16 protein-coding genes, 1 tRNA gene and 1 pseudogene are annotated in these 13,188 nt (G+C 66.3%); 7 read left to right on the top strand and 11 right to left on the bottom strand.

Features of this window, described 5'->3' with window-relative positions:
- Positions 1-897 precede the first annotated feature (897 nt).
- The 3 genes from ACP96_RS06255 to ACP96_RS06245 form a co-directional block, all read right to left on the bottom strand.
- Positions 898-1,884: a phosphatase PAP2 family protein gene (locus ACP96_RS06255; protein WP_050032676.1), complete on the bottom strand. Its 987-nt coding sequence runs from the start codon at positions 1,882-1,884 to the stop codon at positions 898-900.
- Between the two features lie 15 nt (positions 1,885-1,899).
- Positions 1,900-3,249, bottom strand: a complete 1,350-nt coding sequence (locus ACP96_RS06250) for a YihY/virulence factor BrkB family protein (RefSeq protein ID WP_050032675.1) — start codon at positions 3,247-3,249, stop codon at positions 1,900-1,902.
- Positions 3,250-3,342: 93 nt separating this feature from the next.
- Positions 3,343-4,473 (bottom strand): tRNA (guanine(26)-N(2))-dimethyltransferase, encoded by a 1,131-nt coding sequence (locus tag ACP96_RS06245; RefSeq protein WP_050032674.1) that lies wholly within the window; start codon positions 4,471-4,473, stop codon positions 3,343-3,345.
- A 205-nt stretch (positions 4,474-4,678) separates the two neighbouring features.
- Between ACP96_RS06245 and ACP96_RS06240 the strand changes: the two genes are divergently transcribed.
- The 5 genes and pseudogenes from ACP96_RS06240 (at position 4,679) to ACP96_RS06220 (ending at position 7,433) form a co-directional block, all read left to right on the top strand.
- The gene (locus ACP96_RS06240) at positions 4,679-5,368 is read left to right on the top strand and encodes a hypothetical protein (protein ID WP_050032672.1); all 690 of its coding nucleotides are present in this window, start codon (positions 4,679-4,681) and stop codon (positions 5,366-5,368) included.
- 82 nt (positions 5,369-5,450) lie between these two features.
- Positions 5,451-5,570: pseudogene (locus ACP96_RS17575) on the top strand (macro domain-containing protein); the annotation flags it as partial.
- A gap of 402 nt (positions 5,571-5,972) precedes the next feature.
- On the top strand, positions 5,973-6,245 hold the full coding sequence (locus ACP96_RS06230; RefSeq protein ID WP_050032680.1) for a hypothetical protein: 273 nt from the start codon (positions 5,973-5,975) through the stop codon (positions 6,243-6,245).
- Entirely contained in the window at positions 6,242-6,508 is a 267-nt protein-coding gene (locus tag ACP96_RS06225) for a DUF7123 family protein (RefSeq protein WP_050032670.1), read from the top strand. The genes ACP96_RS06230 and ACP96_RS06225 overlap by 4 nt, the downstream gene beginning before the upstream one ends.
- Positions 6,509-6,581: 73 nt before the next feature.
- On the top strand, positions 6,582-7,433 hold the full coding sequence (locus tag ACP96_RS06220) for an SDR family oxidoreductase (RefSeq protein WP_050032668.1): 852 nt from the start codon (positions 6,582-6,584) through the stop codon (positions 7,431-7,433).
- 9 nt (positions 7,434-7,442) lie between these two features.
- Here the strand turns inward: ACP96_RS06220 and ACP96_RS06215 are convergent, their stop codons facing one another.
- Positions 7,443-8,006 (bottom strand): hypothetical protein, encoded by a 564-nt coding sequence (locus ACP96_RS06215; protein WP_050032667.1) that lies wholly within the window; start codon positions 8,004-8,006, stop codon positions 7,443-7,445.
- A 343-nt stretch (positions 8,007-8,349) separates the two neighbouring features.
- A complete protein-coding gene (locus ACP96_RS06210) occupies positions 8,350-9,180 on the bottom strand; it encodes an IS5 family transposase (protein WP_050032666.1) in 831 nt (276 codons plus the stop codon).
- 122 nt (positions 9,181-9,302) lie between these two features.
- On the opposite strand from ACP96_RS06210, the gene ACP96_RS18525 reads away from it, so the two are divergent.
- Entirely contained in the window at positions 9,303-9,695 is a 393-nt protein-coding gene (locus tag ACP96_RS18525; protein ID WP_154020410.1) for a hypothetical protein, read from the top strand.
- 194 nt (positions 9,696-9,889) lie between these two features.
- Here ACP96_RS18525 and ACP96_RS06200 read toward each other — a convergent pair.
- A tRNA-Val gene (locus tag ACP96_RS06200) sits at positions 9,890-9,964 on the bottom strand.
- 84 nt (positions 9,965-10,048) lie between these two features.
- Between ACP96_RS06200 and ACP96_RS06195 the strand changes: the two genes are divergently transcribed.
- Positions 10,049-10,591 carry a hypothetical protein gene (locus tag ACP96_RS06195; RefSeq protein WP_050032664.1) on the top strand — a complete coding sequence of 181 codons (543 nt, stop codon included), beginning with the start codon at positions 10,049-10,051 and terminating at the stop codon, positions 10,589-10,591.
- Positions 10,592-10,632: 41 nt separating this feature from the next.
- Here the strand turns inward: ACP96_RS06195 and ACP96_RS06190 are convergent, their stop codons facing one another.
- The 5 genes from ACP96_RS06190 to phoU form a co-directional block, all read right to left on the bottom strand.
- Positions 10,633-10,911, bottom strand: a complete 279-nt coding sequence (locus ACP96_RS06190; protein WP_050032663.1) for a DUF7553 family protein — start codon at positions 10,909-10,911, stop codon at positions 10,633-10,635.
- A gap of 175 nt (positions 10,912-11,086) precedes the next feature.
- Positions 11,087-11,620 (bottom strand): cob(I)yrinic acid a,c-diamide adenosyltransferase, encoded by a 534-nt coding sequence (locus tag ACP96_RS06185; protein ID WP_050032662.1) that lies wholly within the window; start codon positions 11,618-11,620, stop codon positions 11,087-11,089.
- Positions 11,617-11,856, bottom strand: a complete 240-nt coding sequence (locus tag ACP96_RS06180; RefSeq protein WP_050025786.1) for a glutaredoxin family protein — start codon at positions 11,854-11,856, stop codon at positions 11,617-11,619. The genes ACP96_RS06185 and ACP96_RS06180 overlap by 4 nt, the downstream gene beginning before the upstream one ends.
- Before the next feature lie 104 nt (positions 11,857-11,960).
- Positions 11,961-12,359 carry an acyl-CoA thioesterase gene (locus tag ACP96_RS06175; protein WP_050032661.1) on the bottom strand — a complete coding sequence of 133 codons (399 nt, stop codon included), beginning with the start codon at positions 12,357-12,359 and terminating at the stop codon, positions 11,961-11,963.
- Positions 12,360-12,364: 5 nt separating this feature from the next.
- Positions 12,365-13,039 carry a phosphate signaling complex protein PhoU gene (phoU, locus tag ACP96_RS06170; RefSeq protein WP_050025788.1) on the bottom strand — a complete coding sequence of 225 codons (675 nt, stop codon included), beginning with the start codon at positions 13,037-13,039 and terminating at the stop codon, positions 12,365-12,367.
- Positions 13,040-13,188 lie beyond the last annotated feature (149 nt).

Here is a 13,188-nt window from a genome sequence, read left to right as displayed (position 1 = left end):
AATAATGAACAAATGAAACCGAAGGGGTCCAGATTCACGAGACGATCACAACCATGTTAGCGACGTGGAAACGGCGAGGACTTGATCCACCTGAACAGCTCCAGTCCATCCTCGGTGGGCAAGAACTCAGATCAGGATGAGAGGCATCACTAACCGGTGAATCCTGGTCACGCTATCCAACTACCTTTCTGCCTTCTCGCCTCGTCCGGTTTCGCTTTCCACGTATTTTTCGAGTGTTGGAGGTCTGGCTCCGACGAGCGCGTGAACTCGACGAACGATCGATTGCGGGAGTATGTACTGCAGATCGATCGGATGGTTGTTTATAAGTAAACGAGTGGTGTTGCTGTCGGCTGTTTATACGCGATCGATTCCTCTGCGGTGAACACCTTCAAAGCCCCAGCCGCGACGGCTCGATGGGCTCGCTGCGGTTCTCAGCCGGTCGCTTTCGCTCCCTCCTTGCGGTCCTTGCGTCGCCCGTCTTCGCCCTCGCGGCTGCCCCTTTGAGTCCCACCCGCGCCGCAACCGCACCGCCGGAAGACGGTCGCCTCGCTGCGCTCGGCGCTGCGACTTCCGTGCTCCCGCTCGCTCCCTTCGGTCGCTCACGGGATCGCAGCCTCACGCCTCCCCAGCCTCGTCGGCCGGCGCTTATAAGCGCCGGCCGACTCCCTCGCGCGGTGCTGTCGCCGGCGCTCCGCGCCGGCTGCCAGAGGGACCTTCGGTCCCTCTCTGCTCGGCCGCGAAGCGGCCTCGCAGGCACGCGCCACCGCCTCGTTATTTTATAAGCGATCGTCGCAGTCGCTCATGTCTTTTTAAATACGCTCTTGCACCACCGATCTGCAGTACCTACTCCCGCTATCGATCAAGAGGTGTCCACGGCGGTCACCCGGCGAAACCCGCTCAGTCTCGAGTTCCCGACAACCCCTCGATCCGCTCCGGCAGCGCGGGGAGCGCGACGACGGCGACCACGGCGGCGGTCGTCGCGGCCAGCGTGACCGCGAGCGTCCCCGCGAGGGCGTACGCGCCCACCCAGAGCGCGCCGGTGACGGCGAGCGCGGGGACCGCGATTCGGACGGGGACCGCGGGCTCGTCGCCGTCGACGAATCGCCAGCCGATCGCGCCGCCGGCGCCGGTGGCGATCCCGATCCCCGCCTCGACCACCTCGCCGGTGTGCCCGCCCGCGACGGCGACGGCCAGTGCACCGGTCGAGACGACCGCCGCCAGCAGGAACGGTAGCGTGGGATCGAGCGCGGCGGTGGCGCCGCGGGAGTCGTATCTCCTTCCGCTCCGCCGGATCCGGGGGTCGCCAGCGAGCCACAGCGCGCCGATCACGACGCCGCTCCCGACGGCCAGCCCCGCGAGCACGTCGACGAGGTAGTGGACCTCGATGACGACTCGCGACGCGGCGACCGCGACCGCGACCGCGACGGCGGCGGCGAGCCGCTTCCGTGCGGTCCCCGCCCGGTCGTACACGAGCGCCAGCGCGAGGTACGCCGCCGCACCCCCGGTGGCGTGGCCGCTCGGGAAGCCGAAGCCGTCGGAGAGCACCTGCGCCTCGTACCACGCCGACAGCAGGCCGGGGAGCCACGTCGGCACGTCTGCGGGACCGACCGCGCCGGGCGGGCGGGGGACCGCGAACCACGCCTTCCCGAGCGCCGTGGCGGCGTACGCGCAGGTGACGGCCGCGATCGCCGTCGCCCCGGCGCGTCGCGGCGCGGCCGCGAACCGGTCGCTCGCGAACCAGTAGCCGACCGCGAGCAGCCCGAACAGGAACCACGGGTCGGCGAGGTGGGTGACGGCCGCGAAAACGACGACGACGAACTCGGGGAGCGCGTCGACGAGAGCGGTCTCGCCGATGCCACGCTCCGCGGCGACGAGTGCAGTCACGCGTCCATCACTCGATTAGTCCCCGCCTCGGTCGCGGGCGTAATCGATCGCCTTCCCGGGCGTTTCGAGCAGGTTGAGGCCGATGCCGACGACGATGAAGAGCGTGTACAGCCCCAGCGTCGACAGTCCGAGGATGAGCATCGCGGCGATGGCGTAGAGCCCGTCGAGGAAGGAGAACGCGCCGAGAATCAGCACCGTGCCGTACAACAGCACTAGGTACGGCCCCCAGCCGCGGGCGTGGCCGCGCCGCATCCGCGATCGGACGTACCGCTTCAGCTCCGACTCGACGGCCGGCTTGTCGACGGTGCGTCGCTCGACGTCGTCCTCGAACGCGTCGAACTCCGCCCGCAGCCGGCTCACCTCTTCCTCTAGCGCCGCCACGTCCGGCGCCCCCGCCGGGCGTTCGTCGTCGCCGGCGTCGCCCGCGCCGTCCGACTCACCGTTCATACCCGTGAGTCGGTCGCGGTCGTGTTGTAACTGCCGGTCCGTCTCGTGGTCGTCGCGGGCGGCGTGGTCGCTGTGGTCGCCGCGGCCGCCGCGGTCATCGCTGTCGCCGCGGTCGCCGGGCGCGGCGATCCCGCCGCCCCGTCCCGCGAGCACGACGTTGACGACGCCGCCGACAACGACCACGACGGCGGCGAGGTACAGCCACGTGACGAGCAGGAGGATTCCGCCGATCACGCCGTACACCTGGTACTGTCCGGCGCTCGCGGCGTACACCTGAAACCCGGCCTGCAGCAGCGTCCAGCCGACGGCGGCGAAGACGGCTCCGGGGAGCGCCTCTCGGACCCCGATCGCGGGCTGCGGCAGGAGGTAGTACATCGGGAGGAAGACGACGGCGAGGAAGGCGGGCAGCGCGAGGACGCTCGCGGCCTCCACGAGCGGGACCGCGTCCGCGGCCGCGACGAACGCGCCGACGGCGACCATCACGCCGATGCCGATGCCGACGCCGAGGACGACCGACGCGGCGTCGGTGACCTGCTTGAGGAAGTCCGGCGACCCCTCGCCGCCGTACAGCTCGACGAAGGCCGTGTCGAGCCCGCGGAACACCTTCAGCGTCGACCAGAGCAACACCGCCAGCCCGAGCACGCTCGCGCCGGTCCGGCCGCCGGCGGAGGAGATTGCCCCGACGACGGCCTCCTCCCCGGCGGGAGTGAGGAACCCACCGGCCGCCGCCACCAGCTCGGTGGCGATCGCTTCGCCGAAGACGGCGGTCGCGACGACCACGAGCAGGAGGAGCGCGGGGATCAGCGAGACGAACGCGTAGTAGGCGATGGCGGCGGCGAGAAACGTCACCTGCCGGTCCAGCGCGACGTCGACGACGCGGCGGGCGGTGCCGAGCACGGTGGTCGAGTGGCGGGACACGCTCGCGGATTCGGACGACGGCGACAAAAAACGGGGCGGATGCGAGCGGATTCGGATCGGTGAGGCGAGGAGAAGGGAGCCGAAGCGGAGGCGTCAGGCCCCGTCCTCGCCGAGGACCGCCGCTCGCATCTCGGGGATCGAGGCCGTGCTCTTGACCGCCGTACCGCGGTAGTGCGCGCGGCTCGCCTCGTAGCCGGCCCCGCGCAGGCGCTCGACGAAGTCGTCCATCCCGATGGCGGGCTCGCCCCACTCCTTGTACAGGCGGTGCTGGTCGTAGTGCGTGGGGGTGTCGAGCTCTCTCGCGACGGTTCCGAGGAGCTTCCGGGCGCGCTTCGCCTCGCCCATGTCGTCGGTGACGCGCTCGCGGACCGCCCGCGTGAACTCCGCGTCCGCGACCGCGCCGAGCCAGAGCGGGCCGGCGGTGAGCACGCGGTCGCTCCCGCAGGCGGGACAAGCGTCGACGGGGTTCGCGATCAGCCCGCGGGTCGGCTCGCGCCAGAGGCAGTCCTCGCAGTTGTCGACGTAGCCGAGTTCGTCGATGCAGCCGTCGGCCACTTGCGCGCCCGACTCCAGTTCGAGGTAGGTCCGCGCGTAGTGGCGCGAGACGTGCGAGACGATCGGTCGGGCCGCCTTGTCGTAGCGCGCGGCGGTCCGGACCAGCGCGGAGATGAGCGTCCGGAGCCCCATCTCGGGGTGATAATCGGTGTTGCGCGGGACCGCGCCGTACTTGCGGATCCCGCTGTTCAGGTGGGCGCCACACAGCGGCGCGGTATCGGTCGCGGTGACGCAGACGAGGTTGCGCGCGTTCGCCAGCGCGGCGTCCGCGAAGGGAATCGGCGTCCCGTACGGGTCCAGATCGACGACATCGAACGGGCCGTCGTCGTACAGCAGGGCGTTGACGTCGCGGTGGGCGGTCTCGCCGTCCAGATCGTTGGCGGCGAGGTTCTCGCCCGCGAGGTCGACCGCGTCGGGGTCCACGTCGGCGCAGGTGACGTCGTACCCCTCGGCGGCGGCACGGACACCCCGGATCCCCGAGGCCGCCATCGCGTCGAGGTACGACGCCGCTCGTGGCTCCCGGTCGCGGTACGCGCGCAGCACCGCGACGGTGATGTCGCGGTTCAGTTCCTGCGTGGGATTGAAGAAGACCCCGCCGCCGGTGCCCTCGCTGGCCCCGTCGCGGGCCTCCGGAACGGAGACGGTGAGACCGCCCTCCTCGATGTCCATACCCCGCGTTCGGCCATCCGCCACAAAAGAACCGCGCTCCGCGCGCCGCGGGAGCCGGTCGCGCGACCGCCGCCGTCGCGAAGCGGGAGTTTTAGCCCGCCAGCGAGGAAAGAGTGTGTATGATGACCACCACGTGGAGCCGACGGGCAGTCAGCAGGGGCGGAGCGAATCCCGAATGCGTCGCGGTCGCGGAGGCGGATCGGCGATGGTGAGCCCGGCCCGCGTCGACGCGCTCACCGACATCGCCTACGGCGCGCTGATCGCCTTATCGATCGTGCTCATCGCGACGCTCAACGGGACCGACATCGGCGTCGCGTTCGGGATCGGTGTGTTCGCCTCCTACGTCGTCCACGTCGTCTGGAAGATGGCCCGGTTCGACCCGGACTGGATGACCCGCGAGGTCGCCGATCAGGTCGGCAAGGAGGTGGAGAAGAGCGTCGGTGAAACCGTCAACAAGGAGGTCGAGAAGAGCGTGGGCGAGACCGTCAACAAGGAGGTCGAGAAGACGGTCGGCGACACGGTCAGTAAGGAGGTCGAGAAGACGGTCGAGGAAACTGTCGGTGACAAGGTCGAGGAGACGGTCGAAAAGACCGTCGGTGACACCGTCAACAAAGAGGTAAGCGGGGTCGCCGACGACGTCAGTGACACCGTCAGCGAGGAAGTGACGGGGAAAGTCGAGGAGACGGTGGGCGAGACCGTCGAGAAGACGGTGGGCGAGAAAGTCGAGGAAACCGTCGAGAAGACCGTCGAAGAGACGGTCGAAAAAACGGTCGAAGAGACGGTTGAGAAGACCGTCGACGAAAAGGTCGATCAAAAGGTCGACGAGAAAGTCGAGGAAACCGTCGAGAAGACCGTCGACGAAAAGGTCGAGAAGGCGGCCAAAGACGACGAGTAGCGAGGCGACTCGCAGTCGGGCCGTCCGCGAGTGATCGCAGCGCTGGGTGAACGTTATTTTCTCGGCCGTCTGCGATCGATCCATGGAGTTCACCGTCGATCGGGGCGATACCGCCGCACAGCGCGCGGACGCGCTCGTGAACGCCGCCGGGACCGGCCTGCAGATGGGGAGCGGCGTCGCCGGTGTGCTCGGTGCGTCTGCGAGGCGATCGACGCGTACGAATCGACGACGCTCTCGCACGTCCGCGTCATCGGTACTCGGACGCCGAGTATAGGACCGCCGCGGGGATCGCGGACCGGATCCGCTCGGCCGACGAGTAAGAATCTGATCGCGCGCGACAGGTCGCTCGCGATGAACGGGTCTCGGAGACGGGGTGTGGCGGGAGCTGCCCCGTTTGCTCGCCTGCTAGCGAAATCAGATAGTAATGGATTAGAGACAGTCATAAATATTCTAACTATCTCTGAACGAGTTTTGAACAGTCAGTGAAATCGGTGAACGGTGTGAAACTCACCGGAGAAATCGTTAATCCGGCTGAAGACGCGGCAACGCTCTTCCCCTTATATGCTACCGGCGCTCCACGCGTCGAGCGAAGACGGTGTTCCCCATGTCAAGCCAAACGTCCCCCTCATCGATCCGGGCGCCGATTCAGATCGGGTCCAGCGTGTCGACCGCCTGCCGGAACAAAGCGATCGTGGCCGTTCGCGGCGCGGCGTTCTGGGCGGCGGTCGTCCTCCCCCTCGCGTACGTCCCCGCCGCGTACGGCGCGATGGGCTTCGAGACGTGGAGCGCGCTCGCGCTGGTCGCCGTCCACATGGCCTGCGTCCTGATCGGTCACGAGCACAACGCCTCCGCCGACGACACCCCCTCCCACGCATGAGTACTACCCAATCTCCCTCGCAGACGACCGAGCAGTCCGACGAATCGACCGCCTCCAAGGCCGACCGACTCGCCGCGTTCCTCCGGGAGGAGGCGGCCGACGGCGAGACGTACTTCAAGGCGAAGTTCATCGCCGACGACGTGGGGCTCTCGCCGAAGGAGATCGGCGCGCTGATCGTGCAGCTCCAGGACTCCCTGCAGGACCTCGAGATCGAGAAGTGGTCGTACACCGGCGCGACGACGTGGCGGGTCTCGACGGCGTAGATCTCGCGACGGAACGCGCTCGAACGACGACCCGGACACCGAGAATTATCTCTCCGCCGGCCGAACTGCGGGCATGGCACTTGCGGACCCCGACCTCTCGGACTCGACGGCGTTCATCACCGGAACGACCCGCGGCATCGGTAAGCGGCTCGCGCTCGCGCTCGCCGACCGCGGCTGTAACATTGTCTCGACGGGCAAGACGACCGACGACGACGACTCCGACCTCGAGGGATCGATCGAGCAGACGGCCCGCGAGGTGCGCGACCGCGGGGCCGAGGCGCTCGCGCTCGAACTCGACCTCCGCGACGAGGCCCGCGTCGAGGCGGTCGTCGAGGAGGCGATCGACCACTTCGGCGAGGTGGACATCGTCATCAACAACGCGAGCGCCATCCAGCTCGCCAATATCGCCGACCTGCCGGCCAACCGGTTCGACCTGCTGACCGACGTGAACGTCCGCGGGACCCACCTCGTCGCGCACGCGTTCGCCGACCACCTCGCGGAGCAGGACGGGGCGTGGCTGCTGTCGAACTCGCCGCCGGTCACGACCGACCGCTCGCCGGGGAAGGCGCCGTACGCGTGGTCGAAGCTCGGGATGTCGTTCATCACGCTCTCGCTGGCCGAGGAGCTGGCGGGCGACGCCGTCGGCTGTAACACGTTCTGGCCGGTGACGACCATCGACACCCGTGCGACCCGCTACTTCGGGCTCGGGACCGAAGACGACTGGCGCACGCCGGAGGTCGTCTCCGACGCGGTGCTCGAAATCCTCGCGCGTGACCCGTCCGAGTGCACGGGCAACAGCTTCTACGACGAGGACCTGCTCCGCGAGGCTGGCGTCACCGACTTCTCGGCGTACAACCTCACCGACGGCGACCCGACGCCGATGTCGGCGCGGCTGTTCGATCCGGAGTTCGAACGGGAGGCGTGAAGAGCGCGTTCAGTACCGCGAGAAGTTGTCGTCCGGGTAGACGTACCCGTCGTCGAGGTCCACGACCTCCAGCGTCGCCAGCCGACTCAGCCGCGAGGCTGCGTCGTCCTCGTCGACGCCGAGTTCGACCGCCCGCGCGAGCACCCGATCGCGCGTCGGCACCGACTCGATGAGCCCGTCGCCGTCCACCACCAGCTCCTCGGCGATGACGGCCTTCAGGATCGCGCCGTGCTCGCGCTTCGACGGGGTCCGGTCGTCGCCGGTCCACTCCACGGAGAGCGTCCCGTCGGTGTTGACGTGCGAGACGACGAACCCGTCGGGGAGCGTCTCCGTCAGCGCGGCGACGAGCGCCGCCCGGTCGAGCCGCGCCGTGAACCGATACCGGTGTCCGTCGGCGGACCGCCCCGTCGCCTCGACGTTCGCCCCCTCCCGCTCGACGGCGTCGGTTACCGTCGCCGCCAGTCGTTTCCCGATCTCCGCCGCCGTCTCGTCGCGCTTCCTGCCCGCCTTCGCCGCCTCGCTCGCCACGGTCTCGTAGGCCTCCATCCGTTCGTGTAGCGGCGTGTCGTCCATGCGCCCTCACTCGGGGCCACCGGATTACGTCTTGTGTTGGTTCATCGGGTGCCGGATCGGATACGGCGACTGGCGATGAGTAGGTACATACCACTTCTGAGGCGGCTTCAGAACTGAGCTTCGAGTTTGAATGCATCGAGGTGGAACAAGACCTCGGTATTTTTTCCAATCTCGTTCGATCTCATGTCCTCTGAGAAACTCGGCGGCCTTCCTGCGAAAATCATAATCATTGGCCTTCCTGATGAATCGGTTCGGTGATATAATCTGACCCGGCTTCGGTCAGTACAGGGAATCCCTATATCAATCCGACCGGCTGTGTTGAATCGCTGTAAGGCGTAGAGATTCACTGTTTGACGAAGCGCTTGATGTTATAGACGACACACATCAGCGCGATCTCGCGGAACTCACGGAACCACGAGCGCGCTCGCACGGCGAAGCCGAGCGAGCGCTTCACAGCCGAGTTCACAGTTTCAGTCATAGAGCGCTGATTGTAGCGGTTATCGTCGATTCTGGCGTTGTGTGCGTGGTCGTACGGTGCGAAGATACGATGCTTGATCAGCGGTCTGATCCCGAGGTCGCGTAATCCTTCACGAAGCGATTGCTTGTCATAGCCTTTATCGGCGGCAAGAGACCGCAGATCGCCCGCGTTCCGGCGGGCGATCTTCTCAGCAAGGTCTGCGTCGCTTCCTTTTCGATTCGTTGAGCAGTGAACGTCAAGGACGGCTTGAGACGCTGTATCGACGAGTTTCGTGACTTTCAGTTTCTGAACGCGGTAGCTGATTCGCTGGCAGTAGTGGCGGCTGGCTGGTGAGCGGTCGTAGAACGTGGCGTCGATCGCGGCGTGTTCAGAGAGATCGTACAGCTGCGCCGACTGGCGCAGCAGCACTCGACACACGCTCATATTGATCCGGTCGAACGCCTTACACAACGTGGACGGCGCGGGGAGATCGGCCGCGCTGAGGCCGATCTCCCCGGTTATTTGTGGCATCTCTTTGAGTAAGTCGATCGTCATCCGGTAGGACGTGTCGAGGTAAATTCGCAGACAATGGAGGGAAACGAGTGCATAGTCGGCGAATCCGCCGCCGCCTTCCGGGGCGGCGGATTCGCCTCCATCGCCAGTAACTCTTTGAGCAACCGGCACAACTTCCCCGATGAAGCGGGAGATTTGTGTCATAGGCAACCGAATCTTCCCGCTTCAACTCCTTTGATTTAGTGGCCTACCCCGCTGCTGTATGGTGATTCAACACAGCCATCCGACCAGAAGGACTATGATCCTGTTTCTACGTGCAAAAGATAATGGTTCTGCGAAGATGGTTCCCTGAAGATCCACCGACATGGACAGATGTTCTCATTAGTCTTCTAGCTCTGGTCTGGGTGCCGATCAACGTAGGGTACCCGCAGGTGAAATGGGGGTGGTTACTTTTCGGGTTCGTTATCGGTTTAGTATTGATGGGGCCCATTGCCAATTCACCGATCGGGGAACGGGTCGGATCGTGGTTCCGGGAAATCGAATTTCTCGGCAGAGTTCTGTCCATTCTTTCCTTTGCCGTCGTTGTTTGGGTCATTGCAGGCCGGGTCAGCGTACCAATTGAAATCGTAATCAGTTATGCGGGTGGATCTATGTTGTCAATATTTGTATATGTTCTCATACATCTACTGTATTCGGGTGAGATCAGCGGCTGGGAGTGACAAGTACGCACTACTCAGCGACCGGCTTTCAGACGGGAAAATATCTGCAGAAGAGGATTTCAACAGAGCCGGCGGATTCGAACCTCAGTCACTCCGCTCGCTGGCGCTCGCGTCGTTCCCTGCTTCGAATCCGCCTGACCCACTTCGATTCCACGGACTCCTCGCTATCGCTCGTCGTTGCGAGGAATCAGAAGTGGGTTGGGGCGGATTCGAACCGCCGACCTGCTCCGTGTGAAGGAGCCGTCATAACCTGGCTAGACCACCAACCCGCTCGCCTCGACGTATCCGACCGCTGGCCTTAAGAGTTACCTTACGGCGAAGATTCTTTCGCCGAGCACCCGAATCGGCCCGCCATGACCCACGAGCTCCGGTTCCTCGAACGTCTCCGCCAGCACGCGGCGAGCCTGTTCCATCTCCCGCTGTCGGCGATCGGGCTCTACGCGGAGCGGGAGACACCCCGCGACCAGTACGCGTTCACGCTCCGAGAGCCCTACCCGATCGCCGAGGCGCGGCTCCACCGACTCGGGTTCGTCCGGAACCTCGTCTCGTCGCTCAAGTTCCGCGACTACGCGACGCCCCCGGAAACGTCGGTCGCGAGCTGGGTCCGGTATCCCGAGGGGGCGCTCGCGAGCGACCGACAGCTCCACCTCGCGTTGTTCGTCGGCCCGGACCGCGAGACGACCGACGTGTACGCGCACTGGGAGCCCTCGTGGATCCGCCACCCGATCCGGCACTACCGCGCGACCGACGTCGACGCCGAGGCGGGGATCGAACGAGCGCGGGCGCTGTTCGAGCGCGAGGGCATCGAGTACGCCGTGGTGCCCGCAGCCGAGCGATTCGCTCTGGAGAGCGGGGAGTTCGAGAAAGTGTCAGTATCAGACGAGACAGGCGGGTGATCAGGTGACTTCGGCCGACTGCGGCCGACCGCGACCGACGCCTACTCCGCCTTCGCGGCGGCGTCGTGACCGCGGTACTCGGCGACGCGCTTGCGCGCCGACGCCACCGCCTCGCGGGCCTCGCCCTCCGCGCGCTCTTCCAGCTTCTTCAGGTCGGCCTGCAGCCGGTCGAGCCGCGAGGCCTCCGGCTCTTCCTCCTCGATGCCGACGAGGTCTTTCACTCGGGCCTCGACCGGCTCTAACTCCTCTTTCACGCCCGCCTTCGCGTGTTCCGTCGCGCGACCGAGGTAGTACCGTGCGTCTTCGAAGTGTTTGCTCATATCTGTCCTTTGGGATGCGACGGATATATCCTTTGTGGCTGTGCGCCGGGGACAGATTGCCCCCATCCCGCCGTCGTCGTCGGGTCCGGAGCGCTGGATTCCCGCGGCTACGCACGGAAAGGACGACGAAATCTCGGTGACAGCGGTGAAGAAGTGAGAAGCGAGAAGAGGGCTCTCAGTACGAGGGCGACTCCTCGGGTTCGCCGTCGCGCGCGTTCGCGACGCGGCCGAGCGTGAACAGCAGGTCGGAGAGCCGGTTGAGGTAGGTGACGACCGTCTCGTTGATCGGCTCCGACCGCGCCAGTTCGACGACCCGCCGCTCCGCCCGCCGGGTCACCGTGCGGGCGTGGTGGAGCCGGGCGCCCGACTCGCCGCCACCGGGGAGGACGAACGAGCGCAGCGGCTCCAGCTCCTCGTCGAGCGCATCGATGTGGTCTTCGAGCGTCTCGACGTGTCGATCTTCGATCGCGGGGTCGTCGGGGTCGGGATCCGGGTTCGCCAGGTCCGCCTGCACGACGTGGAGATGGTTCTGCACCGTCTCAAGGAGGTCGTCGAGGTCGTCGTGGCCGGTCGGGCGCACCGTCCCGATCAGCGCGTTCGCCTCGTCGACCGTCCCGTATCCCTCGATCCGGGGGCTCGCCTTCGACACCCGGCTCATGTCTCGGAGGTCGGTGTCGCCCTCGTCGCCGCGGCCGGTGTAGATGGTCATGCGAGGCTCCGCTCGACGTACTCCACGATGTTTGCGCTCTCCGACATCGTTACGCCGCGCTCCTCGTCGATCAGGACGGGGACGCCGCGCTGGCCGCTGATCCGCTTCACCTCGTCGCGGTCGGAGTGGAGCGCGTCGACCCACTCGGTCTCGTACGCGACGCCGGCCTCGTCGAGCGCGTCGGACGCCTTCTCGCAGTAGGGACACCCGTCGAGGGCGTAGAGCTGAATCGCCATACTCGACGGATCGGCGCGCGGCGGCAAGAAGGTAGGGTGTCGCGGGTTGGGGGCAGTGAGCGGCGAGGGTCGGGCGACGGGGTAGACAGACAGATCCCCGCCGGTCAGATCCCGTGGTACGACTCGATGGCCGACCGGTGCTCGTCCGAGATCGGCGCGGGCTTCCCGGAGTCCGGATCGAGGCTCACGAGCGTCGCCTCCGCCTCGGCGACGACCTCGCCGCCGGTACGGATATCGTGAGTCATCGTCACGCTGGTAGTGCCGAGCTTGTCGATCTCGATCTCGACGGTGACGGTCCCGTCCGTCAGCTCGACCGGGCGCCGGAAGTCGATCGACAGCGACGCCAACACCGTCGCCAGCGCGGAGATGTCGGCGTCGAGCACGTCGCGGAAGTACGTGGTCCGCGCCTGCTCGAGGTACGTCGCGTAGACGGCGTTGTTGACGTGGCCCATCGCGTCGATGTCGCGAAAGCGAACGTCGATCTCGGTGGTGTAGGTGTTCACGACGATTAGTACAGCAGCTCGTCGTCGTTCTCGATCATGTACAGCGAGCGCGCGGCGATGTTGACCGCGTGGTCGCCGACGCGTTCGAGGTCGCGGATCGTGAGCAGGAGCCGCGAGACGTTCCGCATCGTCCCCTCCACGTCCGCCTCCTCGCGGAGCTCGTCGCGCTCGATCAGGTCGCGCACGACGAGTTCGCTTGCGGCCTCGCAGGCGGCGTCGACATCGTCGTCGGCTTCGGCGACCGCGAAACACCGCTCGGCGTCCGACTCGGCGTAGGCGGCCATCGCGTCGTCGAGCATCGCCAGCGTGTCGTCGCCGATGCGCTGGACGTCGACGTCGGGGAACACCTCCCGGTCGGCCTGCTTGGCGTACTCGCCGAGATTCGTCGCGAGGTCGGCGATCCGTTCGAGATCGGTGATGATCTTGAACGAGGCCGCGATGAACCGCAGATCGCCCGCCACCGGCTGCTGAAGCGCGATGAGGTCCGTACACTTCCCCTCCAGTTCGAGGTACAGGTCGTTGATCTCGGCGTCGCCGGTGATGACCTCCTCGCCCAGTTCGGCGTCCTGTCGCTCTAAGGCGTCGAGACCCATGCGGAGCCGCTCGGCGACGAGCTCGCTCATGTAGAGCACGTCGTCGCGGAGCCCCTCCAGTTTCGTTTGGTACTGTTCGCGTGGCATCGTGTTGGCGTATCACGCTCACCGGACGTATAAAAACACGTCGCCGATCGAACGGCGACGCACCGCCCCAACTCCCCGCCGAAACCGACCGAATCGCCAGCGATTGAGTCATCGGTGCGGTCGCTGCTTTCCACCAAGCGATCGCTTCT

The sequence above is a fragment of the Halorubrum halophilum genome (assembly GCF_000739595.1).
GTDB lineage: Archaea > Halobacteriota > Halobacteria > Halobacteriales > Haloferacaceae > Halorubrum > Halorubrum halophilum.
The sequence above is the reverse complement of the archived record's forward strand: the minus strand, read 5'-3'. Positions and strand labels throughout refer to the sequence as shown.

Excerpts from the sequence above, each read along its gene's own strand:
- ACP96_RS06245 (WP_050032674.1), bottom strand. The coding sequence starts at position 4,473 with ATGGACATCGAGGAGGGCGGTCTCACCGTCTCCGTTCCGGAGGCCCGC.
- ACP96_RS06240 (WP_050032672.1), top strand. The coding sequence starts at position 4,679 with ATGGTGAGCCCGGCCCGCGTCGACGCGCTCACCGACATCGCCTACGGC.
- ACP96_RS06230 (WP_050032680.1), top strand. The coding sequence starts at position 5,973 with ATGTCAAGCCAAACGTCCCCCTCATCGATCCGGGCGCCGATTCAGATC.
- ACP96_RS06225 (WP_050032670.1), top strand. The coding sequence starts at position 6,242 with ATGAGTACTACCCAATCTCCCTCGCAGACGACCGAGCAGTCCGACGAA.
- ACP96_RS06220 (WP_050032668.1), top strand. The coding sequence starts at position 6,582 with ATGGCACTTGCGGACCCCGACCTCTCGGACTCGACGGCGTTCATCACC.
- ACP96_RS06215 (WP_050032667.1), bottom strand. The coding sequence starts at position 8,006 with ATGGACGACACGCCGCTACACGAACGGATGGAGGCCTACGAGACCGTG.
- ACP96_RS06210 (WP_050032666.1), bottom strand. The coding sequence starts at position 9,180 with ATGACACAAATCTCCCGCTTCATCGGGGAAGTTGTGCCGGTTGCTCAA.
- ACP96_RS18525 (WP_154020410.1), top strand. The coding sequence starts at position 9,303 with ATGGTTCTGCGAAGATGGTTCCCTGAAGATCCACCGACATGGACAGAT.
- ACP96_RS06195 (WP_050032664.1), top strand. The coding sequence starts at position 10,049 with ATGACCCACGAGCTCCGGTTCCTCGAACGTCTCCGCCAGCACGCGGCG.
- ACP96_RS06190 (WP_050032663.1), bottom strand. The coding sequence starts at position 10,911 with ATGAGCAAACACTTCGAAGACGCACGGTACTACCTCGGTCGCGCGACG.
- ACP96_RS06185 (WP_050032662.1), bottom strand. The coding sequence starts at position 11,620 with ATGACCATCTACACCGGCCGCGGCGACGAGGGCGACACCGACCTCCGA.
- ACP96_RS06180 (WP_050025786.1), bottom strand. The coding sequence starts at position 11,856 with ATGGCGATTCAGCTCTACGCCCTCGACGGGTGTCCCTACTGCGAGAAG.
- phoU (WP_050025788.1), bottom strand. The coding sequence starts at position 13,039 with ATGCCACGCGAACAGTACCAAACGAAACTGGAGGGGCTCCGCGACGAC.